General features: G+C 73.3%; 22 protein-coding genes. 12 read left to right on the forward strand and 10 right to left on the reverse strand.

Annotation, left to right across the window (positions count from 1 at the left end; genetic code table 11):
* Nucleotides 1-12: 12 nt before the first annotated feature.
* Nucleotides 13-2,742, reverse strand: a complete 2,730-nt coding sequence (locus QE405_RS08225) for a bifunctional acetate--CoA ligase family protein/GNAT family N-acetyltransferase (protein WP_307199707.1) — start codon at nucleotides 2,740-2,742, stop codon at nucleotides 13-15.
* Between the two features lie 79 nt (nucleotides 2,743-2,821).
* Between QE405_RS08225 and QE405_RS08230 the strand changes: the two genes are divergently transcribed.
* Genes QE405_RS08230 through QE405_RS08245 form a run of 4 tightly spaced genes read left to right on the forward strand, consistent with a single transcriptional unit; the run spans nucleotide 2,822 to nucleotide 8,426 of the window.
* The gene (locus QE405_RS08230; protein ID WP_307199708.1) at nucleotides 2,822-5,350 is read left to right on the forward strand and encodes a DNA gyrase/topoisomerase IV subunit A; all 2,529 of its coding nucleotides are present in this window, start codon (nucleotides 2,822-2,824) and stop codon (nucleotides 5,348-5,350) included.
* Between the two features lie 6 nt (nucleotides 5,351-5,356).
* Entirely contained in the window at nucleotides 5,357-6,160 is an 804-nt protein-coding gene (locus QE405_RS08235) for an LppX_LprAFG lipoprotein (RefSeq protein ID WP_307199709.1), read from the forward strand.
* Nucleotides 6,157-7,920 (forward strand): MFS transporter, encoded by a 1,764-nt coding sequence (locus tag QE405_RS08240; protein WP_307199710.1) that lies wholly within the window; start codon nucleotides 6,157-6,159, stop codon nucleotides 7,918-7,920. Before QE405_RS08235 ends, QE405_RS08240 begins: the two co-directional genes overlap by 4 nt.
* Nucleotides 7,921-7,931: 11 nt before the next feature.
* Entirely contained in the window at nucleotides 7,932-8,426 is a 495-nt protein-coding gene (locus QE405_RS08245; protein WP_307199711.1) for a beta-class carbonic anhydrase, read from the forward strand.
* A gap of 172 nt (nucleotides 8,427-8,598) precedes the next feature.
* Here the strand turns inward: QE405_RS08245 and QE405_RS08250 are convergent, their stop codons facing one another.
* Both QE405_RS08250 and QE405_RS08255 read right to left on the reverse strand, forming a co-directional pair.
* Nucleotides 8,599-9,066 (reverse strand): hypothetical protein, encoded by a 468-nt coding sequence (locus QE405_RS08250; protein ID WP_307199712.1) that lies wholly within the window; start codon nucleotides 9,064-9,066, stop codon nucleotides 8,599-8,601.
* 89 nt (nucleotides 9,067-9,155) lie between these two features.
* On the reverse strand, nucleotides 9,156-11,288 hold the full coding sequence (locus QE405_RS08255; RefSeq protein ID WP_373459449.1) for a DNA gyrase/topoisomerase IV subunit B: 2,133 nt from the start codon (nucleotides 11,286-11,288) through the stop codon (nucleotides 9,156-9,158).
* Nucleotides 11,289-11,552: 264 nt separating this feature from the next.
* On the opposite strand from QE405_RS08255, the gene QE405_RS08260 reads away from it, so the two are divergent.
* Nucleotides 11,553-11,786, forward strand: coding sequence for a DUF7455 domain-containing protein (locus tag QE405_RS08260; RefSeq protein WP_307199713.1), 234 nt, complete (start codon nucleotides 11,553-11,555; stop codon nucleotides 11,784-11,786).
* A gap of 102 nt (nucleotides 11,787-11,888) precedes the next feature.
* Nucleotides 11,889-12,362, forward strand: a complete 474-nt coding sequence (locus tag QE405_RS08265; protein WP_307199714.1) for a DUF456 domain-containing protein — start codon at nucleotides 11,889-11,891, stop codon at nucleotides 12,360-12,362.
* Nucleotides 12,363-12,459: 97 nt separating this feature from the next.
* Here the strand turns inward: QE405_RS08265 and QE405_RS08270 are convergent, their stop codons facing one another.
* On the reverse strand, nucleotides 12,460-13,986 hold the full coding sequence (locus QE405_RS08270) for an RNA polymerase sigma factor (RefSeq protein ID WP_307199715.1): 1,527 nt from the start codon (nucleotides 13,984-13,986) through the stop codon (nucleotides 12,460-12,462).
* 199 nt (nucleotides 13,987-14,185) lie between these two features.
* Between QE405_RS08270 and QE405_RS08275 the strand changes: the two genes are divergently transcribed.
* Nucleotides 14,186-15,367 (forward strand): alcohol dehydrogenase catalytic domain-containing protein, encoded by a 1,182-nt coding sequence (locus QE405_RS08275; protein WP_307199716.1) that lies wholly within the window; start codon nucleotides 14,186-14,188, stop codon nucleotides 15,365-15,367.
* Nucleotides 15,368-15,460: 93 nt separating this feature from the next.
* Here QE405_RS08275 and QE405_RS08280 read toward each other — a convergent pair whose 3' ends face one another.
* On the reverse strand, nucleotides 15,461-16,192 hold the full coding sequence (locus QE405_RS08280) for a GAF and ANTAR domain-containing protein (RefSeq protein WP_307199717.1): 732 nt from the start codon (nucleotides 16,190-16,192) through the stop codon (nucleotides 15,461-15,463).
* Nucleotides 16,189-16,791 carry a cysteine hydrolase family protein gene (locus QE405_RS08285; protein ID WP_307199718.1) on the reverse strand — a complete coding sequence of 201 codons (603 nt, stop codon included), beginning with the start codon at nucleotides 16,789-16,791 and terminating at the stop codon, nucleotides 16,189-16,191. Before QE405_RS08285 ends, QE405_RS08280 begins: the two co-directional genes overlap by 4 nt.
* Before the next feature lie 125 nt (nucleotides 16,792-16,916).
* On the opposite strand from QE405_RS08285, the gene QE405_RS08290 reads away from it, so the two are divergent.
* Together QE405_RS08290 and QE405_RS08295 are read left to right on the forward strand one after the other, a co-directional pair.
* Complete coding sequence (locus tag QE405_RS08290; RefSeq protein ID WP_307199719.1) at nucleotides 16,917-17,786, forward strand: SDR family oxidoreductase; 870 nt, start codon at nucleotides 16,917-16,919, stop codon at nucleotides 17,784-17,786.
* A gap of 50 nt (nucleotides 17,787-17,836) precedes the next feature.
* Nucleotides 17,837-18,547 (forward strand): class I SAM-dependent methyltransferase, encoded by a 711-nt coding sequence (locus QE405_RS08295; protein ID WP_307199720.1) that lies wholly within the window; start codon nucleotides 17,837-17,839, stop codon nucleotides 18,545-18,547.
* Between the two features lie 3 nt (nucleotides 18,548-18,550).
* Here QE405_RS08295 and QE405_RS08300 read toward each other — a convergent pair whose 3' ends face one another.
* Both QE405_RS08300 and QE405_RS08305 read right to left on the reverse strand, forming a co-directional pair.
* On the reverse strand, nucleotides 18,551-18,808 hold the full coding sequence (locus tag QE405_RS08300; RefSeq protein WP_307199721.1) for a CDGSH iron-sulfur domain-containing protein: 258 nt from the start codon (nucleotides 18,806-18,808) through the stop codon (nucleotides 18,551-18,553).
* Nucleotides 18,805-19,830 (reverse strand): iron-containing redox enzyme family protein, encoded by a 1,026-nt coding sequence (locus QE405_RS08305; RefSeq protein ID WP_307199722.1) that lies wholly within the window; start codon nucleotides 19,828-19,830, stop codon nucleotides 18,805-18,807. The genes QE405_RS08300 and QE405_RS08305 overlap by 4 nt, the downstream gene beginning before the upstream one ends.
* Before the next feature lie 146 nt (nucleotides 19,831-19,976).
* Here QE405_RS08305 and QE405_RS08310 point away from each other — a divergent pair, with 146 nt between their 5' ends.
* Nucleotides 19,977-20,450 carry a DUF6328 family protein gene (locus QE405_RS08310; protein WP_307199723.1) on the forward strand — a complete coding sequence of 158 codons (474 nt, stop codon included), beginning with the start codon at nucleotides 19,977-19,979 and terminating at the stop codon, nucleotides 20,448-20,450.
* Nucleotides 20,451-20,632: 182 nt separating this feature from the next.
* The gene (locus QE405_RS08315; protein ID WP_307199724.1) at nucleotides 20,633-21,490 is read left to right on the forward strand and encodes a sigma-70 family RNA polymerase sigma factor; all 858 of its coding nucleotides are present in this window, start codon (nucleotides 20,633-20,635) and stop codon (nucleotides 21,488-21,490) included.
* Between the two features lie 73 nt (nucleotides 21,491-21,563).
* Here QE405_RS08315 and QE405_RS08320 read toward each other — a convergent pair whose 3' ends face one another.
* A complete protein-coding gene (locus QE405_RS08320; protein WP_307199725.1) occupies nucleotides 21,564-22,124 on the reverse strand; it encodes an HhH-GPD-type base excision DNA repair protein in 561 nt (186 codons plus the stop codon).
* Between the two features lie 51 nt (nucleotides 22,125-22,175).
* Nucleotides 22,176-22,550, reverse strand: coding sequence for a universal stress protein (locus tag QE405_RS08325; RefSeq protein ID WP_307199726.1), 375 nt, complete (start codon nucleotides 22,548-22,550; stop codon nucleotides 22,176-22,178).
* 123 nt (nucleotides 22,551-22,673) lie between these two features.
* On the opposite strand from QE405_RS08325, the gene QE405_RS08330 reads away from it, so the two are divergent.
* Nucleotides 22,674-23,102 carry a hypothetical protein gene (locus QE405_RS08330; RefSeq protein WP_307199727.1) on the forward strand — a complete coding sequence of 143 codons (429 nt, stop codon included), beginning with the start codon at nucleotides 22,674-22,676 and terminating at the stop codon, nucleotides 23,100-23,102.
* Nucleotides 23,103-23,125 lie beyond the last annotated feature (23 nt).

A 23,125-nucleotide genomic window follows, 5' to 3' on the forward strand; every position in this document is an offset into this window, starting at 1 on the left:
GTCCACAGGCCGCTACTCCGGGAGCGTGTCCCCCACCATCGCCGTCAGCCGTCGCACGAACCAGTCCGACCGGGCGTCGGCGACGGGCTCCACCTTGGCCGACGCGTTGAGCACGGTGGCCCCTCCGGGCCCGGCGAGCACGAGCGCGAGGTCGAGCGTCCGCACCTGCGGGATGTCGTTCTGCAGCTGCGCCACGCGCCGCACGAGCCGCTCGATGTCCTCGACGTCCGCGACGTCCCCGCCCCGGTAGCCGAACAGGAGGGGCGCGGCCTTGATCTCGCGCACCATCTCGGCGGCGTCGACGCGGCTCAGCGGCGGGATGCGGTAGACGCGGTCGCCGAGCAGCTCCGTGAGCGGCCCCGAGATGCCGAACGAGATGACGGGCCCGAACAGCGGGTCCTCCACCGAGCCGATGGAGACGGGCACGCCCGGAGGCGCGACGCGCTGCACGACGAACCCGGCCGACTCGGGGTCGGAGATGACGCCGGTGAGGAAGTCCCAGGCGTCCTCCATCTCGCGGGCGTCGTCGATGTTGCGCCACACGTGGGCCTGGTCGGGTCGCTCGCGCAACCGCTCGGCCGTCGCCTTGAGCACGACCTGCCAGCCGAGGCGCTCGCCGACCGCGATCGCCTCCTCGCGGGACCTGACGGGCACCGCCGCCCACAGGTCGATCCCGTAGCAGCGCAACAGCTCGACGAGCTCGTCGGGCGACAGCACCTTGCCGTCCGGGTGGCGCAGCAGCACCTCGTTCACGAACCGCTTGGCGGGCGTCGGGTCGATCTCGTCGTCGTCCTCGTCGGCGTCCTGCTTGCCCACCCACACGGCGTACGAGACCACGCGCGCGAGCGCGCGCACAGCCGCCTCGACCGCGGGGTACGACGGCACGGAGCCCCGGCCGGCGGTGGAGCCGGCGACGTCGGGGACGCGCAGCAGCTCGGGGACGCCCTCGGCGCCGAGGAAGGTGGACACGAGCGGCTTGTCGGACTGCTCCCCCACCGCGGCCAGCACGTTCGCCACGTCCTCGCCCGAGACGTCGAGCGGCGGGATGTAGACGGCCACGACGGCGTCGACGTCCGGGTCGTCGATGGCGGCGTCGAGCGCGTCCTCGAAGTCCTCCGCGCCCGCGTCGGCGCCGAGCTGCACGGACTTGTTGACGACGAGGCCGACCGAGACCGCCGCGTCGGTGGCGAGCAGGCCCAGCGCGTCGGAGTTGCCCACGACCGCGACCCGCCGGCCGCGCGGCAGCGGCTGGTGCGCGAGCAGCTGGGCGACGTCGAACATCTCGTCGAGCGTGTCGACCTGGATCACGCCGGACTGCGCGAACATCGCGTCGACCGCCTCCGGCGGGGCGCCGATCGTGCGCACCGCGTGGCCCATCGGCACGCCCTGGGTGTTGCGACCCGACCGCACGGCCACGATGGGCTTGCGGCGCGAGACGCGCCGCGTGATGCGGGAGAACTTGCGCGGGTTGCCGATCGACTCCAGGTAGAGCAGGACGACCTCGGTCGAGGCGTCCTCCTCCCAGTACTGCAGCAGGTCGTTGCCGGACACGTCCGCGCGGTTACCGGCCGAGACGAAGGTCGAGAGGCCCAGCCCGCGGTTGTTGACCTTCTCGAGGATGGCCGAGCCGAGCGCGCCCGACTGGCAGAAGAAGCCGGCGCGGCCGCGGGGCGGCATGACCGTCGACAGCGAGGCGTTGAGCTGGTGCGCCGGGTCGGTGTTGATGATCCCGAGGCAGTTGGGACCGATCAGGCGCAGGCCGTAGCTGCGGGCGAGCCCGACCAGGCGCCGCTGCCGCTGCCGGCCCTCCTCGCCGGTCTCGGCGAAGCCCGACGAGATCACGATGAGGCCGTGCACGCCCTTCGCGGCGCAGTCGAGCACGACGTCCTGCACCGACTCGGCGGGCACCGCCACGACCGCGACGTCCACGTCACCGGGGATCTCGCCGACCGACGCGTACGACGGCAGCCCGGCCACCGCCTCCGTCGACGGGTTCACGACGTAGACCCGTCCGGTGTAGTCGCCCGTGACGAGGTTGCGCACCAGGGTGCGGCCGACGGTGTCCTGGCGGCGGCTGGCGCCGATGATCGCGACCGACCGGGCGTTGAAGAACGCCTCGATCGACGCCGACTCCGCCCGGTGCTCGCGCTGCTGCATGACGCCGATGGCGGTCTCGGTGGGGTCGATCTCGAACTCGAGGGTGACGACACCGTCCTCGAAGCCCGAGGCGACCTTGTAGCCCGCGTCCCGGAAGGTCTGGATCATCCGCTGGTTGTCGGGGAGCACGTCGGCGGAGAACACCTCGATGCCCCGCTCGCGACCGGCCTGCGCGAGGTGCTCGAGCAGCACCTGCGCGATCCCGCGGCCCTGGTGCTCGTCCTGCACGAGGAAGGCGACCTCGGCGCGACGGTCGTCGTACGCGTCGTACCGGCCCACCGCGATCATGTCCTCGCCCACCGTCAGCACGAACGCCACCCGTCGGTCGTGGTCGACGTTGGTGAAGCGCAGCACGTCGCGCGGCGAGAGGCGCGGCATCGGGGTGAAGAACCGGTAGTACTTCGACTGGTCGGAGACCCGTGCGTAGAAGTCGACGAGCAGCTCGGCGTCCTCCGGCCCGATCGGCCGGATGTGCGCGGTGCGGCCGTCGCGCAGCAGCACGTCCGCCTCCCAGTGCCGGGGGGCCTCGGGCACCCCGGGCTCGTCGGGCTCCTCGGAGGCGGGGGTCTCGGGGGCGGAGCTCACGGGCCCCAACCTATCGCGAGGGGGCCGGTCCCGGCGTGCCCCGTCCGACGCGGAGGGGCGGCAGGAAAGAATGCGCCCCATGGCCCGTCGCACCACCACCCCGCCGCCCGACGACATCGAGGAGCACATCCTCGACATCGACGTCTCGGACGAGATGCGCACCTCGTTCCTGGAGTACGCCTACTCGGTCATCTACTCCCGCGCACTGCCGGACGCCCGCGACGGCCTCAAGCCGGTGCAGCGCCGCATCCTCCACACCATGAACGACATGGGCCTGCGGCCCGACCGCGGGCATGTGAAGTCGGCCCGCGTGGTCGGCGAGGTGATGGGTCGCCTCCACCCGCACGGCGACGGCGCCATCTACGACGCGCTGGTCCGCCAGGCGCAGTCGTGGTCGATGCGGCTGCCGATGATCGACGGCCACGGCAACTTCGGCTCCCCCGACGACCCGCCGGCCGCGATGCGCTACACGGAGTGCCGGATGGCGCCCGGCGCCATCGCGATGACGGCGTCGATCGACGAGGACACCGTCGACTTCCGGCCCAACTACGACTCCCGCGAGCTCGAGCCGAGCGTGCTCCCCGCGGCCATCCCGAGCCTCGTCGTCAACGGTGCGACCGGGATCGCGGTGGGCATGGCGACGAACTGCGCGCCCCACAACCTCGGCGAGACCGTCGCCGCGCTGCGCCACCTCATCAGCGACCCGTCGGCCGACCTCGAGGCGCTCATGCGCTTCGTCCCGGGCCCGGACCTGCCGACCGGCGGTCGCATCATCGGTCTCGACGGCATCCGCGACGCCTACGAGACCGGCCGGGGCTCCTTCAAGATGCGCGCCACCACGCGCATCGAGACGATGGGGCGTCGCAAGGGCATCGTCGTCACCGAGCTGCCCTACGGCGTCGGCACCGAGAAGGTGATGACGCGGATCAAGGACCTGGTGCAGGCGAAGAAGCTCCTCGGCATCGCCGACATCAAGGACCTGACCGACCGCGAGAAGGGCCTCCACCTCGTCATCGAGGTCAAGAACGGCTTCCACCCGGAGGCCCTGCTCGAGCAGCTCTTCAAGCTGACGCCCCTCGAGGACTCCTTCAGCATCAACGCCGTCGCCCTCGTCGACGGCCAGCCCCGCACGCTGGGTCTCAAGGAGATGCTCGAGGTCTTCCTGGCCCACCGCTACGACGTCGTACGGCGCCGGTCCGCCTTCCGCCGCGGCAAGGCCGCCGACCGCCTCCACCTGGTCGACGGCCTCCTCCTGGCGCTCCTCGACATCGACGAGGTCATCCAGGTCATCCGCACGAGCGACGACTCGGCCGCCGCCCGCGACCGGCTCATGACCGTGTTCGACCTGTCCGAGGTGCAGACGCAGTACATCCTCGACATGCCGCTGCGCCGCCTGACCCGCTTCAGCCGCCTCGAGCTCGAGAAGGAGCAGGAGGACCTGCGCCGCACCATCGAGGAGCTCGACGCGATCCTGGGCGACGACGCCCGGCTCCGCGCGGTGGTCTCCGACGAGCTCGCCGAGGTCGCCCGCGAGCACGGCACCCCGCGCCGTACCGTGCTGCTGGAGTCGGCCAACCTGCCGGCCACCGCGGCGGTGCCGCTCGAGGTCGCGGACGACCCGTGCTGGGTGCTGCTCTCCTCCACCGGCCTCCTCGCCCGGACGCGCACGGCGGAGCTCGCGGGCTCGAGCGAGGCGGACGACGCGTCACGGGTGCAGCACGACGTCGTCGTCTCCGCGGTCCGCACCACCGCCCGCGACGAGGTCGGCGTCGTGACCACGGCGGGTCGCGTGCTGCGCCTCAGCGTGCTGGACCTGCCCGCACTGCCCGACACGGCGGCCGACCCCCACCTGGCCGGTGGTCACCCCGTGGCCGAGTTCGTCGCGCTCGAGGGCACGGAGCGCGTGCTGTGCCTGACCTCGCTGCGCACGGACGGCCCGGGGCTGGCGATCGGCACCCGCGAGGGTGTCGTGAAGCGGGTCAACCCCGAGGTGCCGAACCGCGACGACTGGGAGGTCGTGCGCCTCGGCGACGGCGACGAGGTCGTCGGCGCCGTCGAGCTGCGCACCGGGGAGGAGGAGCTCTGCTTCATCACCTCCGACGCCCAGCTGCTGCGGTTCCCGGCGAGCGGCGTCCGTCCGCAGGGACGCGCCGGCGGCGGCGTCGCGGGCATCAAGCTCGCGCCCGGTGCGCGCGTGGTGCACTTCTCGGCCTTCGACCCGGACGGCCCGTCGGGGGGCGCGGCCGACCCGCACGCCCCCGTGGTCGTGACCATCGGCGGCTCCTCGACCGCCCTGCCCGGCACCGAGACGGGCACCGCCAAGGTGACGCTCTTCTCGGAGTACCCCGGCAAGGGCCGCGCCACCGGCGGCGTCCGCTGCCACCGGTTCCTCAAGGGCGAGGACGCCCTGCTCCTCGCCTGGGCCGGGCCTGGCCCGGCCCGCGCGGCGGCGGCATCGGGCAGCCCCGTCCCCCTGCCGTCGGCGCAGGGTCGCCGCGACGGCTCCGGTACGCCGCTGCCCCAGCCCGTCGCGGGCATCGGCTCCCCCGTGCTCGCCCTGCAGCCCGGCTCGAACGGGCCCCGCCCGACCCCCGATGTGGAAGGCTGACCGCCCATGGACGCCCCCCTCCCCAGCGACCAGCCCACCGACGGTTCCCACCACGAGCCCGGCGGTGACGACACCACCCGACGGCCGAGCCGCCGCGGGTGGGTGATCGGCGCGGTCATCGTGGTGGCGCTCATCGCCGCCGCGCTCGTCCCGACGCTCTTCCTCAGCAACAAGGACCGTGGCCTCGAGCGCCCCGACGCCGCACCCGAGGACGTGCTCAAGGAGGTCAAGGAGAACTTCGACGACGCCGAGGGCGTGCGGATCGCCGTCTCGAGCGAGGACCTCGCCGACGCGGACGCCGCCCTGGTCAGCCTGGACGGCACCGCCGTGCGCCCCGACGGGTTCTCGGGCGAGATGATCGTGCGCGTGCTGGGGCGCGACGCCTCCGGCGACATCCTCTCGGTGGACGGCCAGTCCTACGCCCAGGGCTTCGTCATCTTCCCGAGCTGGGCGGAGGTCGACCCCGAGGACTTCAACGCCCCCGACCCCGGCGCCCTCATCGACCCCGACAACGGCGTCTCCGGCCTGCTGACGGCCACGCAGGACATCGAGCAGGGCGAGACCGAGCGCGTGGGACCCAACAACGAGGGCGTCGCCACGACCTACACGGGCACGCTCGACGCCTCGGTCGTGCGCCGCATCATCCCGGGCGCCGACGACGGCGACTTCGCCGTGACCTACCAGGTGGACGACGAGGAGAACCTGCTCTCCGCGCGCCTGCGCGGCGTCTTCTACCCGGGCACCGACGCCATGACCTACGTCATCACGTTCTCCGACTACGGCGAGACGATCGAGATCACCGCGCCGTGACGCTCCGCCCGGCCGACCGCACCCTCCTCGCGCTCGCCGCGGTCGCCATCGCCATCGCGGCCGCCGACACGTACGTCGTCGTGCTCGCCCTGCCCGACATGAGCGCGGCCGCGGGCCTCGACGCCCTGGAGCTGCAGCGCTCGGCCCCGATCATCTCGGGCTTCCTCCTCGGGTACGTCGCGATGCTCCCCCTCATCGGCCGCGTCGCCGACCTCGAGGGTCGGGTGCCGGTGCTGCTCCTGGCCCTGGCCGTGTTCGCGGCCGGGTCCGCGGTGACGATGCTCGCCTACGACCTCCCCGGGATGGTGGTCGGCCGGTTCCTCCAGGGCGTGGGCGGCGGGGGGCTCGTGCCCGCGACGATGGCGCTCGTCGCCGACCTCTACCCGAAGGAGCGGCGGGGACTGCCGCTGGGCCTGGTCTCGGCGGTGCAGGAGTTCGGCAGCGTGCTCGGCCCGGTCGCCGGCGCGCTCGTGCTGGCCGTGGCCACGTGGCGCGGGATCTTCGCCCTCAACCTCGCAGCCGCGGCGGTCCTCCTCGTCGCCGTCGGTCGCGCGGCCCGGCGCTCGGACGTCGTGGACGCGGCCGCCACGGCCCGCCGTGCGGCCGGGCGCGACGTCGTCTCCTGGCTGCTCCTGCTCGTGCTGTCCGTGGCCGGTGCGCTCAACGCGCTCCGCCCGCCCGGCATCGTGCGCGACCTGTTCTGGGGCCAGTTCTTCGTGTCCTACGTCGGCACCCACCGCTGGCTCACCCCCGTCGGCCTCGTCGCCGTGCTGGCGCTCGTGGCCCTCGTGGTGTGGTCCCTCGCCACCGCGCACCCGCTGCTCGACCTCCGTCGCTGGTGGCGGGCGTTCTCCGCCGCGGACCTGCCGGGCGCCCTGCTGCTGGCCGCGGCGCTCGGCGGCATCGTCCTCGCCTTCGGCACCGGCGACCCCGCCATCCAGGTCTTCTCCCCCGCCGGCCCGTGGTACCTCCTCGGCTCCGCCGTCGCCGCCGTGCTCTTCGTGGTCCACCTGCGTCGGGCAGCGGACCCCGTCGTGCCGCGCGGGGCCCTCGCGCACCGGAACGCCTGGGGCGGCCTGCTGGTCAGCTTCTTCGTCGGGTCCGCGCTCATCGCCGCCGTGGTGTCGATCCCGATCTTCGCGGCCCTCACCGTGCACCGGGACTCCCAGGTCGCGGCCTCGCTCGTGCTGGTGCGGCTGCTCGTCGCGCTGCCGGTGGGCGCCGTGCTCGGTGGCTGGCTGCTGCGGCGCCTGCCCGCCGGTGTCATCGCGGGTGGCGGCATGCTCCTGGCCGCGGCCGGCTTCGTCTGGATGGCGAGCTGGGACGCCGAGAGCCTGGAGCACGTCGTGTCCACCGTGCCGCTGCTCGTCACCGGGCTGGGCTTCGGCCTCGCGCTCGCGCCCGTCAACGCGGCGGTGCTCGCCGCCACCGACGACGACGTCCACGGCCTCGCGTCCGCGATGACCGTCGTGGCGCGCATGGTCGGGATGCTCGTCGGCATCTCGGCCCTGACCGCCCTCGGCCTCCGCGCCTTCTACGCCGCGCAGCGCGACATCCCCGCTCCCGCGGAGGTCTGCGGGGACGAGGGGTCCCGATGCTCGGCGTACATCCGGCTGCAGCTCGACGCCGCCCTCACCCAGGAGCAGTTCATCTTCGCGGGTGCCGCGGTGTGCGCGCTCGTGGCGGCCGTGCTGGCCCTCGTGCTGCTGCGCGGCTCCGACACCAGGGAGGTCGGCAACCGCGGTTTGCTCATCGGCTAGGTTGCGCAGCTGTGAGCGACTTCGACGACCTCCTCGACGCCAACCGTGTCTTCGCCGACGACTTCGGCCTCAGCGGGTTCGACGGCATCGCCCATGCGGGCGTCGCCATCGTGACCTGCATGGACAGCCGCATCGACCCCCTGGCCATGCTCGGCCTCAAGGCGGGCGACGCGAAGATCTTCCGCAACCCGGGTGGCCGGGTCACCCCCCAGGCCCTCGAGGCCCTGGTGCTGGCCGTGCACCTGCTCAACGTCGACCGGGTGCTGGTCGTGCCCCACACCCGCTGCGCCGTGGCGTCGAACACCGAGGCCGAGCTGCGCCAGAAGGTCAGCACCTCCGCCGGGGTCGACGCCGCGTGGCAGGGCTTCCCGGTCGTCACGGACCAGCGGGCGACGCTGACCGAGGACGTCCACAAGGTCACCTCGCACCCGCTCGTGCCGGCGTCGGTCAAGGTCGGCGGGTTCGTCTACGACGTCGACACGGGCCTGCTCGAGCAGGTCGTCTGATCCGGCGCGCCGACCGGGGGCGGTGAGCCCCCGCCCGTAGCGGGTGTCGGCAGCCCGGGGCCCCGGGCCGGGGTCGGGGTCGGGGTCGGGGTCGGGAACTGTGCACCTGGGGCACGTCCCAAGCGGTCCGGACCACCCCAGCCGCACAGTTCCGGGCTCGCCCGCGCCGGGGTCAGTAGGACCCGTCGACCAACGCCCGGTCGCCGAGCGGGGCGTCCAGCTCGACGGTCTCCTCCGCCACGTCGCCCGGCGACGAGCACAGCGTCGGGCGGGGCACCTCGCGCACGGTGACGACGACCTCGTCGGCGTCCTCCTCGACCGTCGTCTCCCCGGTGCGCGCACAGGGAGAGCGGTCGAACGTCACGGTCACGGTGCTGCCCTCCACGACGGGGTCCCGCCACGGCACGGCGTTGCCCTCGTCGTCACCGCCGAAGGCGTTGCGCACGAGCAGCAGGGCGGCGATCACGCAGACCAGGAAGACGACGAAGCCGCCGAGCAGCACCAGCCACTGGCGACGCGACGCGCCGAAGCGGTGGCCCTCGTCGTGGTCGACGTCGACGTCGGCGTCCACGGGGTCACGGGGGTCGCGGTCGTCGTCGAGGATGTCCTCGAACAGCGACGTGTCGTCTCGCTCCACCATTGCTCCAGCATCACACAGGCGCGCGGCGAGGCCGCGTCCGCGACACGGCGACAGATGCCACACGGTCCGTGCGGCACTCCGTCGCAGGTCTACGCGTCGATGGCCTCGCGGTCGATGCTGTAGCTGCCCGCCATGATGAACTCCTTGCGGGGCGCGACGTCGGAGCCCATGAGCAGCTCGAAGACTTCGCCCGCCATGGCGGCGTCGTCGACGGTGAGCCGCCGGAGCGTGCGGCGCCGGGGATCCATCGTCGTCTCCGCCAGCTGGTCGGCGTCCATCTCGCCCAGGCCCTTGTAGCGCTGCACGGGGTCGCGCCACTTCTGGTTGCGGCGCTTGAGCTCGGCCAGCTTCCGCTGCAGCTCCGCGTCGGAGTAGGTGTAGACGTACTTGTCCTGCCCCTTGCGCGGGTTGGACAGCTCGATGCGGTGCAGGGGCGGCACCGCGGAGAACACCCGGCCCGACTCGATCAGTCCCGGCATGTAGCGGAAGAACAGGGTCGCGAGCAGGCACCGGATGTGGGCACCGTCGGAGTCGGCGTCCGCCATGAAGATGATGCGCCCGTAGCGCACGGCGTCGAGGTCGAACGTGCGCCCGCTGCCGGCGCCGACGACCTGGATGATGGAGGCGCACTCGGCGTTCTTCAGCATGTCGGCCACGGAGGCCTTCTGCACGTTGAGGATCTTGCCCCGGATGGGGAGGAGCGCCTGGAACTCCGAGTTGCGCGCCAGCTTGGCCGTGCCGAGGGCCGAGTCACCCTCGACGATGAAGAGCTCGCTGCGCTCGGTGTCGCCCGAGCGGCAGTCGGCCAGCTTGGCGGGCAACGCCGATGACTCGAGGGCGTTCTTGCGGCGCTGGGTCTCCTTGTGCTGCCGGGCGGCGAGGCGCGTCTTCGTCGCACCGGCCACCTTCTCCATGACGAGGCGGGCCTGGGCCTTCTCCTCGCGCTTGGTGCTGGTGAGGAACGCGCGGAGCTCGCCGGCCACCACCTTGTTGACGACCGAGCGGGCGGCCGGCGTGCCGAGGATCTCCTTCGTCTGGCCCTCGAACTGGGGCTCGGCGAGACCGACCGTCACGACGGCGGTCAGACCCTCCAGCACGTCGTCCTTGATCGGGTCGTCGTCGTTGTTCTTGAGCACCTTGCTGGCGCGCATGACGTCCTTGAAGACGTCGACCGCGGCGCGCTCGAAGCCCTGCACGTGCGTGCCGCCCTTGGGCGTGGCGATGACGTTCACGTAGGAGCGCAGCTCGGTCTCGTAGCCGTGGCCCCAGCGGGCGGCGACGTCGACGACGAGCTCGCGCTCGACCTCCTGCGGCGTCATGTGGCCGCGCTCGTCCAGCACGGGCACCGTCTCGGTGAACCGGCCCGACCCCTGCAGGCGCAGCACGTCGGTCACGGGCTCGTCGTGGGCGAGGAACGCGACGTACTCCGCGATCCCGCCGTCGTAGCGGAAGACCTCCTCCCGCGGCTCCTCCCCCCGCAGGTCGCGGACGCTGATCTCCAGGCCCGGCACGATGTAGGCCGTCTGGCGGGCCCGCGTGATCAGGTCGTCGACGACGAAGGTGGCGTCGCTCGTGAAGATCTGGCGGTCGGGCCAGAAGCGCACGCGCGTGCCGGTCGTCGACTTGGCCGTGACGCGCGGGCCCTTGCGGGTCAGCCCGGAGCGTGGCTCGAACTCGACGCCGGGACCCTCGCCGTCGAACACGCCGGGGACGCCGCGGCGGAAGGACATGCCCTGGCGGGCCGGGGGCCGGTCGATGTCGACGTCGAGCCGGGTCGACAGGGCGTTGACGACAGACGCGCCGACGCCGTGGAGGCCACCGGACGCCGCGTAGGAGCCGCCGCCGAACTTCCCGCCCGCGTGGAGCTTGGTGTAGACCACCTCGACACCCGGCAGGCCGGTGCGCGGCTCGACGTCGACCGGGATGCCGCGGCCGTCGTCGTGGACCTCGGCGGAGCCGTCGGCGTGGAGCACCACCTCGATGGCGCTCGCGTGACCGCCGAGGGCCTCGTCCACGCCGTTGTCGATGATCTCCCACAGGCAGTGCATGAGACCGCGCGTGTCGGTCGACCCGATGTACATCCCCGGCCGCTTGCGCACGGCCTCGAGGCCCTCGAGGACCAGGAGGTTCGCGGCGTTGTAGCTCGTGTCGATGGTGAGGCTCCTCGTGCGACGCGGCGCATCGGTCGACGGCGCCGTGGACCGCAATCTACCGGCGGGCACGGACAGTTCCGTGGACCGGGCGGGCGTGGGACCGGGCCATCTCGACCCAGGGCCGGAACTTGTCGCGAAATGCTCCGTTGGGGCGGGTGGGAGGTCGAGGATGGAACCACGACCGGGCCAGCCCGACCCATCCAGGAGTGGGCCGGTCGCGAACGGGTAGGGCACCACGTGATGGGATTCGACATGTCATCCCCGCCACAGCACCACGGGAATGTTTTCCCCGACGGCTAGGTTGGGCCAGGCACCGAGAGAAAAGAGGCCGATGTGACCACTGCAGTTGCCCCCAACACCCCGGCACTGACCGCGTCGGACCGCTGCGACCGCTGCGGCGCCCAGGCCTACCTGCGTGTCGAGCTTGCCAGCGGCGGCGAGCTCCTGTTCTGCGCCCACCACGCTCGTCAGCACGGCGACGCGCTGCGTTCGGTGGCCGCGAACGTCCAGGACGAGACGCACAAGCTGTCGTCGACCCCTGGGAACGCGCCGGCGGACGAGCGCTGACCAGCAACCCCCGCAGCAGCCCGAGCAGCAGCTGACCCCGACCACCACGACGGCCCCGGACCCACAGGTCCGGGGCCGTCGCACGTCCGAGAGGATGCGTGCGTGACCTGGACCGACGCCGTCGTGGCCCTGCTCCTCCTCGTGGGCATCGTGGGGATCGTCGTGCCGATCCTGCCCGGCACCATCCTGATCGCCGGCACGCTCCTCGTGTGGGCCGTCCTCACCGGCGGCGCCGCCTGGTGGTGGTTCGCTGCGATCGTGGTCGTCCTGCTCGTCGGCACGGTGGTGCAGTACGCCGTGCCCGGGAAGCGCCTCAAGGCCGCCGGCATCCCCACCCGCACGTTGCTCGTCGGTGGCGTGCTCGGCGTGGTCGGGTTCTTCGTGGTGCCGGTGGTGGGCCTCGTCATCGGATTCGTGCTCGGCGTCTACCTCGCGGAAACCTCCCGGGTGGGACGCGAGGAGGCCTGGCCCTCGACGGTCCACGCCCTGAAGGCCGTCGGCCTCAGCATGGCCATCGAGGCCACCGCCGCCGTCGTCGCGAGCAGCATCTGGCTGGTCGCCGCGTTCCGCCTCTGACACCGACCGACCTGCCGGGCGAGGCCTTCGGGCCCCGGACGCACCGCGGCGCCGCTCCCCCGCGGGGGAACGGCGCCGCGGCGTACGACGGGGTGCGTCAGTCCAGGTAGTCGCGCAGGACCTGCGAGCGCGACGGGTGGCGCAGCTTGCTCATCGTCTTCGACTCGATCTGACGGATGCGCTCGCGCGTCACGCCGTAGACCTTGCCGATCTCGTCGAGCGTCTTCGGCTGGCCGTCGGTGAGGCCGAACCGCATCGAGACGACGCCGGCCTCGCGCTCCGAGAGCGTGTCGAGCACCGCGTGGAGCTGCTCCTGCAGGAGGGTGAACGACACGGCGTCGGCCGGCACGATCGCCTCGGAGTCCTCGATGAGGTCACCGAACTCCGAGTCGCCGTCCTCACCGAGGGGCGTGTGCAACGAGATGGGCTCGCGGCCGTACTTCTGCACCTCGACGACCTTCTCGGGCGTCATGTCGAGCTCCTTGGCGAGCTCCTCCGGGGTGGGCTCCCGGCCGAGGTCCTGCAGCATCTGGCGCTGGACGCGGGCGAGCTTGTTGATGACCTCGACCATGTGCACCGGGATGCGGATGGTGCGCGCCTGGTCGGCCATCGCGCGGGTGATGGCCTGACGGATCCACCACGTCGCGTACGTCGAGAACTTGTAGCCCTTCGTGTAGTCGAACTTCTCGACCGCACGGATCAGACCGAGGTTGCCCTCCTGGATCAGGTCGAGGAAGAGCATGCCGCGACCCGTGTAGCGCTTGGCCAGGGAGACGACGAGACGGAGGTTGGCCTCCAGCAGGTGGTTCTTCGCGCGACGACCGTCGTCGGAGATCCACTCGAGCTCCTCGAGCACCTTGGGCGTGATCTTGCCGCCCTTGGCGAGCTTCTCCTCGGCGAAGAGGCCGGCCTCGATCCGCTTGGCGAGCTCGACCTCCATCTCCGCGTTGAGGAGGGGGACCTTGCCGATCTGCTTCAGGTAGTCCTTGACCGGGTCGGCCGTGGCGCCCGCGACCATGACCTGCTGCTCGGGCTCGTCGGTGTCGTCCGCCGCGGAGACGACGAACGACGCCTCCTTCTCGTCCTGCTTGATCGTCGGGTCGGCCGCGACGTCCTTCTCGAACTGGTCGTCCGGGATGTCGGGCAGCACCTTCTTGCCGTCGGGACCGATCTCGGCCGGCTGGGCCGCGTCGTCGCCCGCGTCGAGCTCACCGAGGTCGACCTCCTCGAGCTCGACCTCGTCCGTGACGTCCTCGGGCTCGTCGGCAGGCTCGTCGGCGGCGGGCGCCGCCTTCGCGGCCGCCTTCGCGGGCGCGGCCTTCTTGGCGGCCGGCTTCTTCGCCGCCGCCTTCTTGGCTGCGGCGCTCGTGGTCTTGCGGGCCGTCGACGCCGCGACGGCACGGGTGCCGGCGGCCGAGAGCTCCACGGTGATGCCGTGGCTGCTCAGGTGGGCCAGCAGCGCCTTGAGGTGCGCCGGCTCGATCGCCGCGTCCTCGCTCGCCTGTCGGACGGCCTCGGGGGAGACCACCCCCGCGGCGGATCCCTGCTCGACCAGTGCGGTCACGGCGGGGTGGGCGAGCACCTCTGCGGGGAGCTTCTTGCGCGTGATCGAAGCCACGAACACCTCTCGTCAACTACTTCCGGGCGCGGCAGAGCCAGGATCTTGTCAAGCGCCGCTCCGGCAATGATGCCACGCCGCCGAAGCGTCTCCACCTTCGGCAGGGTGCGGGACCTGCCGGCCGCCCTCGGGGAGCCCCCGGGGTCGTGGCGGACCGCGCGGGTACCGGTCCTCGTCCCTGCTTCCCCTCCCCGAGGAGACCTCGATGAAGGCAGTCACCTGGCACGGCCCGCAGGACATGCGCTACGAGGAGGTCCCGGACGCGCGCATCCAGGAGCCCACCGACGTGCTGGTGCGCATCACCTCCACCGGCCTGTGCGGCTCCGACCTCCACCTGTACGGCCCGCTGTCCCCGTTCATGACCGCGGGCGACATCGTCGGGCACGAGCCCATGGGGGTGGTCGAGGAGGTGGGCTCCGCGGTCTCGTCCCTCTCCCCCGGCGACCGCGTCGTCGTGCCGTTCAACGTCAGCTGCCAGGAGTGCTGGACGTGTCGCCAGGGCCTCAACAGCCAGTGCGAGACCACGCAGAACCGCGACCAGGGCACCGGGGCGAGCCTCTTCGGCTACAGCCAGCTCTACGGCAGCGTGCCCGGCGGCCAGGCCGAGCTGCTGCGCGTGCCCTTCGGCGACACGTTGCCCGTCAAGGTCCCGCACGGGCCGTCCGACGACCGCTTCCTCTTCCTCAGCGACGTCCTCCCCACCGCCTGGCAGGGGGTCGAGTACGCCGGGGTCGGCGACGGCGACTCGCTCGTCATCCTCGGCGCCGGACCGATCGGCTCGATGGCCGCGCGGATCGCGCAGCACCGCGGCGTACGCACCATCGTCGTCGACCCCGAGCAGGACCGTCGCGACCGGGTCGCGGCGCGCGGCATCGAGGTGCTGTCCTCCGAGCCGCGCGAGGACCTCGGCGACCTGGTGCGCGACATGACCGGCGGGCGCGGGCCCGACGCCGTGCTCGACGCCGTCGGGATGGAGTCCCACGACACCCCCGCCGCCGGCCTGGCCCAGAAGGCCGCCGGCCTCCTGCCCGACGCCCTGGCCCAGCCGCTCATGCGGAAGGCGGGCGTCGACCGGCTCGGCGCGCTCACCTCGGCCATCGACCTGGTACGCCGCGGCGGCACCATCTCCATCTCGGGGGTGTACGGCGGCGCGACCGACCCGCTGCCGATGGTCACCCTGTTCGACAAGCAGCTCCAGCTGCGGATGGGCCAGGCCAACGTGCGGTCCTGGACCGACGAGATCCTGCCGCTGCTCGAGCAGGACGACGACCCGCTCGGCACCGACGGGTTCGCCACCCACCACCTCCCGCTGTCGGAGGCCCCCGAGGCCTACCGGGCGTTCCGCGACAAGGCGCCCGGGATGGTGAAGGTGGTCTTCCAGCCGTGAGCACGGCCGGCGGTCGCACGTGGGACGACCTCGACCCGCGCCGTACGGGGCGGTCGGGAACCCACGTGCGGCGCGCCGGCGCGGCCGTGCTCGTCAGGGGGTGTCGGGGAGCTCGAGGTCGTCGGGCACCCCTCCGGTGGCGATGATCCGCTCGGCCAGGTCGCGCACCCGGACGTTGCCGGCGCGTGCCCACCCCTGCAGCAGCGGGAACGACGCGTCCACCGGCACGTGTGCCGATGCGGCGAGCATCCCCTGCGCCACCCCGATCAGGTGGCGTGACTCCGCGGCCTCGGCGAGCGTGACCGTACGGCGCAGCGCCGCCCACGCCGCCGAGACGTGCACGGCGAGGAGGAGCAGGGCCTCCAGGTCCTCCTGACCGAAGGCGCGCGGACGCAGCGCGTGGACCGCCAGCACGCCCAGCGGCTCGTGCCGGTCGTGGAGGCCCGTGGGCATCAGCTGGACGCACACCAGCGAGCGCGGTCCCGACGCGTCCCGACGTCCGCCCCATCCGGGCCACCGCGGCTCGCGGACGGCGTCCTCGACGACGAGGCCGTCCGGGTGCCGCACCGCCGTCAGGGTGGGACCGGTCCCCAGCTCGCGCTGCAGCTCCTCGTCCCGACGCGCGACCCCGTCCGTGGCGGCGACCGTCTCGAGCCGCCCGCGGCGACGGCGCGCGACGACGGCCGCGCCGTCGCCGACGAGGAGCTCGGTCGCACGGCGGGCCGCGCACCGCGTCAGCTCGACCTCGTCGGAGGCCGCCGCCAGCTCCGTGGCGACCCGAGCGAGGAAGCCGGCGACCTCGAGCGGCCCGTCGGCCTCTCTCACGACGACCCGCCTCCGCCCCTCGGCGCCGCGAAGGCGATCTCCGCCACCGGCAGCGCGGGTTGCCGGTAGAGGTCCTCGAGGTGCCGCAGGCTGTGGTGGTGGCGCTCGGCGTCCGGCGTCAGGACCGCGCCCTCGACGAGCAGGACCCGGAAGTCGTGCGCGTAGGCGTCCGCGGCGGTGGCGGCCACGCACGACTCGGTCGAGATCCCCGCGAGCGCGATCCGCTCGACGCCTCGCGAGCGGAGCAGGTCGAGCAGGTCGGTGCCGTGGAAGGCGCTGTCCCGCGTCTTCTCCACGACGACCCAGTCGTCGCCGGGTCCGTCGGGTCGCACCGCGTCGAGCTCGCCGACCGGTCGGACGTCGTCGGTGCCACGGATCATGAACGGGCACTCGTCCTCCCGCATGTTGAGCGCCCAGGTGGTCGGATCCTCCGAGTGGACCGTGCGGACCTCGACCACCAGCGCGCCGGCCGCACGGGCGGCGGCCGTCGCCTCGATGCTGCCGGCGACCACCCGGTCACGGATGGCGGCGAGCTCGGGAGCGGAGAAGTAGCCCTCCTGCAGGTCGATGACCAGGAGGGCCGTCGTGGTGGGGGCCATGGACGTCCGGTACCCGCGGCCGTCAGGGCGCATGATCCGCGGCGTACGTCGAGCGGCGGGTGTCACCCGCAAGGACGGGGGTACCGGCCGCGGTCCGCACGAACCCCCGAGCAGAGGAGACGACGATGGCTGACGCCCTACCCGAGACCTTCCCGGCACAGCGCCAGGACCCGCCCGGGCTGACCGCCGCGATGGACCCGGTCCCGGACCACGGCGAGGACACCTACGTGGGCCACGGGCGTCTCGAGGGGCGCGTCGCCCTCATCACCGGCGGCGACTCCGGGATCGGCCGCGCCGTCGCGCTGGCCTACGCGCGGGAGGGCGCCGACATCGCGTTCACCCACCTCCCCGAGGAGCAGCCGGACGCCGACGAGACCGTGCGTCTCGTCACCGACGCCGGCCGACGGGTCCTGCCCCTCGCGGTGGACCTGCGCGACTCGGAGACGTGCCGCTCCGTCGTGGAGCGGACCGTCGAGGAGCTGGCCCGCCTCGACGTCCTGGTCAACAACGCCGGCTACCAGATGGCCCGCGGCGGAGGCATCGCCTCGCTCGACGACGACGACCTCGACCGGACCCTGAAGACGAACCTCTACGCCCTCTTCTGGACCGTGCGGGCGGCCGTGCCGCACCTGCGGGCCAGCCGGGGCTGCGTCATCAACAACACCTCGATCCAGGCCTACGAGCCCTCGACGAGCCTGGTGGACTACGCGGCGACGAAGGCGGCCATCAACAACGCGACCGTCAACCTCGCGGCCGAGCTCGGGCCCGACGGGATCCGGGTCAACGCGGTCGCCCCGGGACCGATCTGGACGCCGCTGCAGCCCGCCACCCAGCCGGCCGAGAAGATCGAGCAGTTCGGCTCCGACACACCGTTGGGGCGTGCGGGCCAGCCGGCCGAGGTCGCCCCGGCCTTCGTCTTCCTCGCCTCGCCCCGCGACGCGTCGTACGTGTCCGGGACGGTGCTGGGCGTGACCGGGGGCAAGCCGGTCTTCTGACCTGCCGGCCCTCGGGGACTGCCCCCGGGCGGTCGGGGTACCGGCAGCACGTGACCGACGACCCCGGCCGCCCTGCCGGCCTGCCCACCGACCACCGGGGCGGCGTGCCGCTGCTCCCCCAGGTCCCGCGGGACGACCCCGGCGCGGACGGCGCGCGCACGACGGACTTCGACGGCCTGGCCATCCGGTGGGACCCCCGCGTGCTGGAGCCGCGTCCGTGGACGGCCGCGCAGTCGACGTGGGCGGCGAAGATCGCCGACCAGGCGCCGTTCGGCCCGCTGCTCGAGCTGTGCTCGGGAGCGGGTCACATCGGGCTCCTCGCCGCCCGCCTGGCACGCCGCGACCTGGTGCAGGTGGACGCCGACCCGGTGGCGTGCGACTACGCCCGCCGCAACGCGGAGGCCGCGGGGATCACCACCGAGGTGCGCTGCGGCGACCTGCGCGAGGCGGTGCGCGGGGAGCGCTACCCGTTGGTCGTGGCCGACCCGCCGTGGGTGCCGAGCGGCGACGTCGGGACGTTCCCGCTCGACCCCGTCACCGCCATCGACGGCGGGCCCGACGGCATCGATCTCGCCCTGGCCTGCCTCGACGTCGCAGCCGACGTGCTGCTCCCGGGCGGGAGCGTCGTCATCCAGGTCGGCGGGGTCCACCACCTGCCGCCGCTCAACCAGCACGCGGCCGTGCTCGACGGTCGGCTCGTCTTCGCGGAGGCCCGCGAGTTCGAGCGGGGACTCCTCGCCCACCTCACCGCCGCGGACTGACCCTCACCGCCGGGGGCTGATGCGGGCGTGGGTCCCGTCGCACCACGGCGCCCGTCCCGTCGCGCCGCAGGCGCACACGGCCACCACCGGCCGCTCCACGGGGTGCGCGACCCCGTCCGCGTCGAGCACCTCCTGGGCACCACGGACCAGCAGCGGACCTCCCGGGCACAGACGCACCCGGACGGGGTCCGCGGGACGACCGGCCCGAGCGGTCCGAGCGGGACGCTCGTCGGGGGCGTCCGCCGCGCGGGGGCCGGTCACGACGCCGCCCGCTCGTCGGCGACGACGCGCAGGGACGGGGCCAGCCGCTGCTCCTCGGCAACCAACCGGTCGTGGAGCGCCTGCGCCGCCTCCGCGTCGACGAGGAGGCAGGTCGCCGCGCCGAGGAGCACGTCGTCCTCGATGGTCGGGTCCGCGGCCACCGCGGTGCCGCAGATGTCGCCCAGCACGACCTGCTCGTGGACGGCGTCGGCCTCCACGTGCTCGTGGAAGTAGGCCGCCACCGCGTCCGGGAGGCCCACCCGCTCGGCGCCGGCCGCGATGCGGCGGCACGGGTCGGTGCTCGTCGCCTCGAACGCCGCCAGGTGGCCGAGCGCCGCCCCGCGCAGGCGTCGTTGCGACCCGAAGAGGGACATGACGTTGTTGGAGAGGAGCGTGGGGGCCTCGACGGTGTCGAGGTAGGCGCCGTACGACGCGTCCAGCCCGGCCGCGCGCATGGCCTCCGCGAAGAGGTGGGAGTGCAGCCGCTCGGGCCGACCCCCGCCGTACTCGTCGTAGAGCAGCTCGGCGTGCGCGACCTTGGCGGGCCCGTCGATCCAGCCGAGCACCCGCACCTGGGGGTCGGTCTCCTTGAGGTGGTAGATGCTGCGGTCGGCGAGGTAGGTCTGGAACTGCTCCCGCGTCGCGTGCTTCTGCAGGTGACGGGTCAGGGGCGCGCCGGGCGCCTCGCGCACGAGCGCGGAGATGCGGTCCGCGACGGAGCGGCCCGACGCCCGGGCCTCCTCGACCGCGGTGGCGGTGCGGGCCCGCAGGTCCTGCTCGAGGAGGTCCTCGGCGACCTTCCGCCACGCGAGGACCCGCAGGTCGCGCTCGGCGTCGGGATCGGCGTCCTCGAAGCCGCGGTAGCCCAGCTCGTAGGCCGTCCACAGGGCCAGCTGGACGTCCGCCTCCCGGAGGTCGGCCGCCGTCGTCGCGGCGGTGGTGGCCGCGGCGTCGAACGGACCGCCGCGCAGGGCGCCGACGACGGCGGCGCTCACGGGTCCACGGGGGCGGGGAAGCTGCATGCGCACTCCTGTTGTCGGACGGGCTCGCCGGGCGCGGCGCCGGTACCCCCGACCCGGAGGTCCAGACCTCCCGCTGGCGCACGGTCGCGTCGTACGGTGCGGGCCGAGGCGGGGTACCGGTCCGGGAACCGGGTCGAGGAGGTCGCGTGGTGCACGAGGAGGACGCCGGACACCCGGTGACGGAGGCGATGCTCGACCGCAACTGGAGCGAGCTCATGCAGGAGCTGCGGGTCGTGCAGACCGGCGTGCAGCTCCTCACCGGCTTCCTCGTGACGATCCCGTTCACCGAGCGGTTCGCGGGGCTCGACGACTACCAGCGCGGGCTCTACGTCGTCCTGCTCGTCGGCTCGGTGCTGACGACGGGCCTGCTCGTCGCGCCGGTCGCCTACCACCGGATCCTGTTCCGGCAGCGCCGGCGCCCCTGGCTCGTCGCCGCGGCCGACAACCTCGCCCGCGGCGGCCTGCTCCTCCTGGCGCTCGTCTGCGCGGGTGTCGTGCACTTCGTCGGGGACCTCGTGATCGGTCGCGGACCGGGGCTGGTCCTCGCGCTCGCCGTCCTCGCGGTGCTGTTGGGCACCTGGACGTTGGCGCCGTTGCTGGCGGGTCGGCACGCCCGCTGACCCGGCCTGACGGAACGGGCGGGCCGTCGATCGACCCGCCCCCTCAACAAGATGAAAAATTCTTGTTGATATTCCTGGTCTGGACCACCGGAGACCGCTACGTTCGTCTGAGCGGTGTCTCGGCACCTCCACACCAGCTCAAGCCAGCGGCTGGACAGCACCCGAGTGAACCAGGACTCAGGATGCTCACGCAGAACAGCTCCACCATCGCGCTCCTTCCGTCCACCGGCACCGGCAGCACCCCGGCGCCGACAGCCCCCCGTCCCGCCACCCCCCGGCGCGACGAACGAGAAGTACGACGGGCCGCCACCACCACCCACCTCCATGCCGCGGAGGTCGCCCCCGACGAGGCGTCGCGCGACGAGGCCCTGCGCGAGGTGGTCGTGGCCAACATGGGCGTCGCCCGCGCCCTCGCCGCCCGCCAGCGCAACCGCGGCATCCCGCTCGAGGACCTGGAGCAGGTCGCCTACCTCGCGCTCGTGCGGGCCGCCAGCCACTTCGACCCCGGCCAGGGCAAGGACTTCCTGACCTACGCCGTGCCCTGCATCCGCGGAGAGCTGCGGCGCCACTTCCGCGACCTGGGGTGGATGGTGCGCCCGCCGCGGGACGTGCAGGAGAACCAGTCCGCCGTGATCCGGGCCCGCGACCGGCTCGCCGGGGACCACGGCGACCGGGTGCCCGACGAGGCGATCGCCCGTGACCTCGACATCCCGGTCGCGGTCGTCCAGCAGGCGCTCCGGGCGGAGGGCTGCTTCCGGCCCGTGTCGCTCGACGCCCCCCTGCCGGTGGGCCAGGCCGGTCCTGCCGAGACGGCGATCGACCACGAGCGCGAGCAGGAGGTCGTGGAGATGCGGACGACGCTGCAGCCGGCCCTGCGGCGTCTCGACGCCCGCGAGCGCCGCATCCTCGTGATGCGGTTCTTCCAGGACCGCACCCAGCAGGAGATCGCCGACGAGCTGGGCGTGACCCAGACGCAGGTGTCGCGCCTGCTCTCGGGCATCCTGCAGCAGCTGCGGGACGCCGTGGGCACGGCCGCCTGACGGTCGCCCGCACGACGCACGGACGCCGGCCACCGCTCCCCCGGGAGCGTTGGCCGGCGTCGTCGTGGGGGCCTCAGCCCTTGGCGGCTGCCTTCTTCATCTTCTTGAAGTCGCGCACCTTCTGCAGCGAGTCGGCGTCCACGACGTCGGCGACGGAGCGGTGGCCGTCGAGCGCGTAGTCCCCCACCACCGCCTCCCAGCCCTCCGGGCGGACGTCGCGCTGCTTGGCCAGCAGCGCGACGAAGATCTGCGCCTTCTGCTTGCCGAAGCCGGGCAGGGCCATGACGCGCTTGAGCAGGTCCTTGCCCGAGCTCGCCTCGGTCCAGATCCGGGAGGCGTCGCCGCCGTGCTCGTCCTCGACGATGCGGGCGAGCTCCTGGAGGCGGGCGGCCATCGAGCCGGGGAACCGGTGGATCGCCGGGGTCGTGGAGCAGAGGGCGGCGAACTCGTCGGGGTCCGCCGCCGCGATCCGCCCGGGCTCGAGCGTGCCGAACCGCTCGAGCACCTTCGCGGGGCCGCGGAAGGCGTGCTCCATCGGGTACTGCTGGTCGAGCATCATCCCGACGAGCAGCGCGAACGGGTCGGAGTCGAGGACCTGGTCGGCCTCGGCGTCACCGGTGATCTGGATGGCCATGGGGGCATGCTGCCACGTCGCGCGACGTACCCCCTCGGCTCTCCCGGGGGCTCAGGCGACCTTGACCGCGAGCACGGGAGCGTGGGCGTCGAGGAGGATCCGCTGGGCGTTGCTGCCGAGCAGGAGCTTGCCCACCGGCGTGCGGCGGCGCAGCCCGATGACGATGAGGTCGGCGCCGACCTCCTCGGCCACGGCGAGCAGGTCCTCCGCCGGGTCGAACGCGCTCGTGCTGACCCGCACCTCGTGGTCGACCCCGGCCGACTCCAGGCGCGCACGGGCAGCGTCGACGTCCGTGTCGACGTGGTCGCCCCGGGTCGAGCTCACGAGCACGATGCGGGCGTCGCGCAGGGCGGCCTCCTCCAGCGCGCGGCCGAGCGCGGCCTCTCCCTCGGGCTTGGGGACGTATCCCACCACGATCGTCGTCACGGCGACCTCCTCGGCTCGACGGCGGCGAGCGCGGGACCCCGCACCACCTGCTCGCACGCTAGCCGATCGCGGCACTGTGGAGAACGGCTCGCGCCGGACGCGGCGTGGCGGCAGGCTGTGCGGGTGGGGACGACGACGGGAGCAGGAGCCGCGGAGGTGCCGGCCAGCACGTCCTCCGCCGAGCTGCGCCGCCTGGTCCTCGACCTGATCGCCCAGGGCCGGCACCGCACCTTCCCGTCGCTGGTGCACGTCGGTCGGCCCGGCCGGCACCGGTCGCTCGCGGCCGCCGAGCTCGACGACCACGCGCTGCGCACCGACGTGCTCGCGACGCTCCTGGCGTCGACCGACGGAGCACCCCTGGTGTGGCTGACCCGGCCCGGCGAGCCCGTGGTGGAGGACGGCGACCAGGCGTGGTCGCGCGCCGTGCGGGCGGCGTCCGCCGAGACGGGCCGACCGACCCCGTTCGTCGTGGTGACCCGGCACGGGTGGGCCGACCCGGCGCACGGTCACGGACGCACCTGGCGGCGGCTGCGCGACCGTCGGCCGCACTGAGGGCGGCCGGGCCACCGTCCCGT

This window comes from Nocardioides zeae (assembly GCF_030818655.1).
Lineage (GTDB): Bacteria > Actinomycetota > Actinomycetes > Propionibacteriales > Nocardioidaceae > Nocardioides > Nocardioides zeae_A.

Bases quoted from the DNA above. Each gene is read 5' to 3' on its own strand.
- QE405_RS08230 (WP_307199708.1), top strand. From the start codon at position 2,822: ATGGCCCGTCGCACCACCACCCCGCCGCCCGACGACATCGAGGAGCAC.
- QE405_RS08235 (WP_307199709.1), top strand. From the start codon at position 5,357: ATGGACGCCCCCCTCCCCAGCGACCAGCCCACCGACGGTTCCCACCAC.
- QE405_RS08250 (WP_307199712.1), bottom strand. From the start codon at position 9,066: ATGGTGGAGCGAGACGACACGTCGCTGTTCGAGGACATCCTCGACGAC.
- QE405_RS08275 (WP_307199716.1), top strand. From the start codon at position 14,186: ATGAAGGCAGTCACCTGGCACGGCCCGCAGGACATGCGCTACGAGGAG.
- QE405_RS08285 (WP_307199718.1), bottom strand. From the start codon at position 16,791: ATGGCCCCCACCACGACGGCCCTCCTGGTCATCGACCTGCAGGAGGGC.
- QE405_RS08290 (WP_307199719.1), top strand. From the start codon at position 16,917: ATGGCTGACGCCCTACCCGAGACCTTCCCGGCACAGCGCCAGGACCCG.
- QE405_RS08305 (WP_307199722.1), bottom strand. From the start codon at position 19,830: ATGCAGCTTCCCCGCCCCCGTGGACCCGTGAGCGCCGCCGTCGTCGGC.
- QE405_RS08315 (WP_307199724.1), top strand. From the start codon at position 20,633: ATGCTCACGCAGAACAGCTCCACCATCGCGCTCCTTCCGTCCACCGGC.
- QE405_RS08320 (WP_307199725.1), bottom strand. From the start codon at position 22,124: ATGGCCATCCAGATCACCGGTGACGCCGAGGCCGACCAGGTCCTCGAC.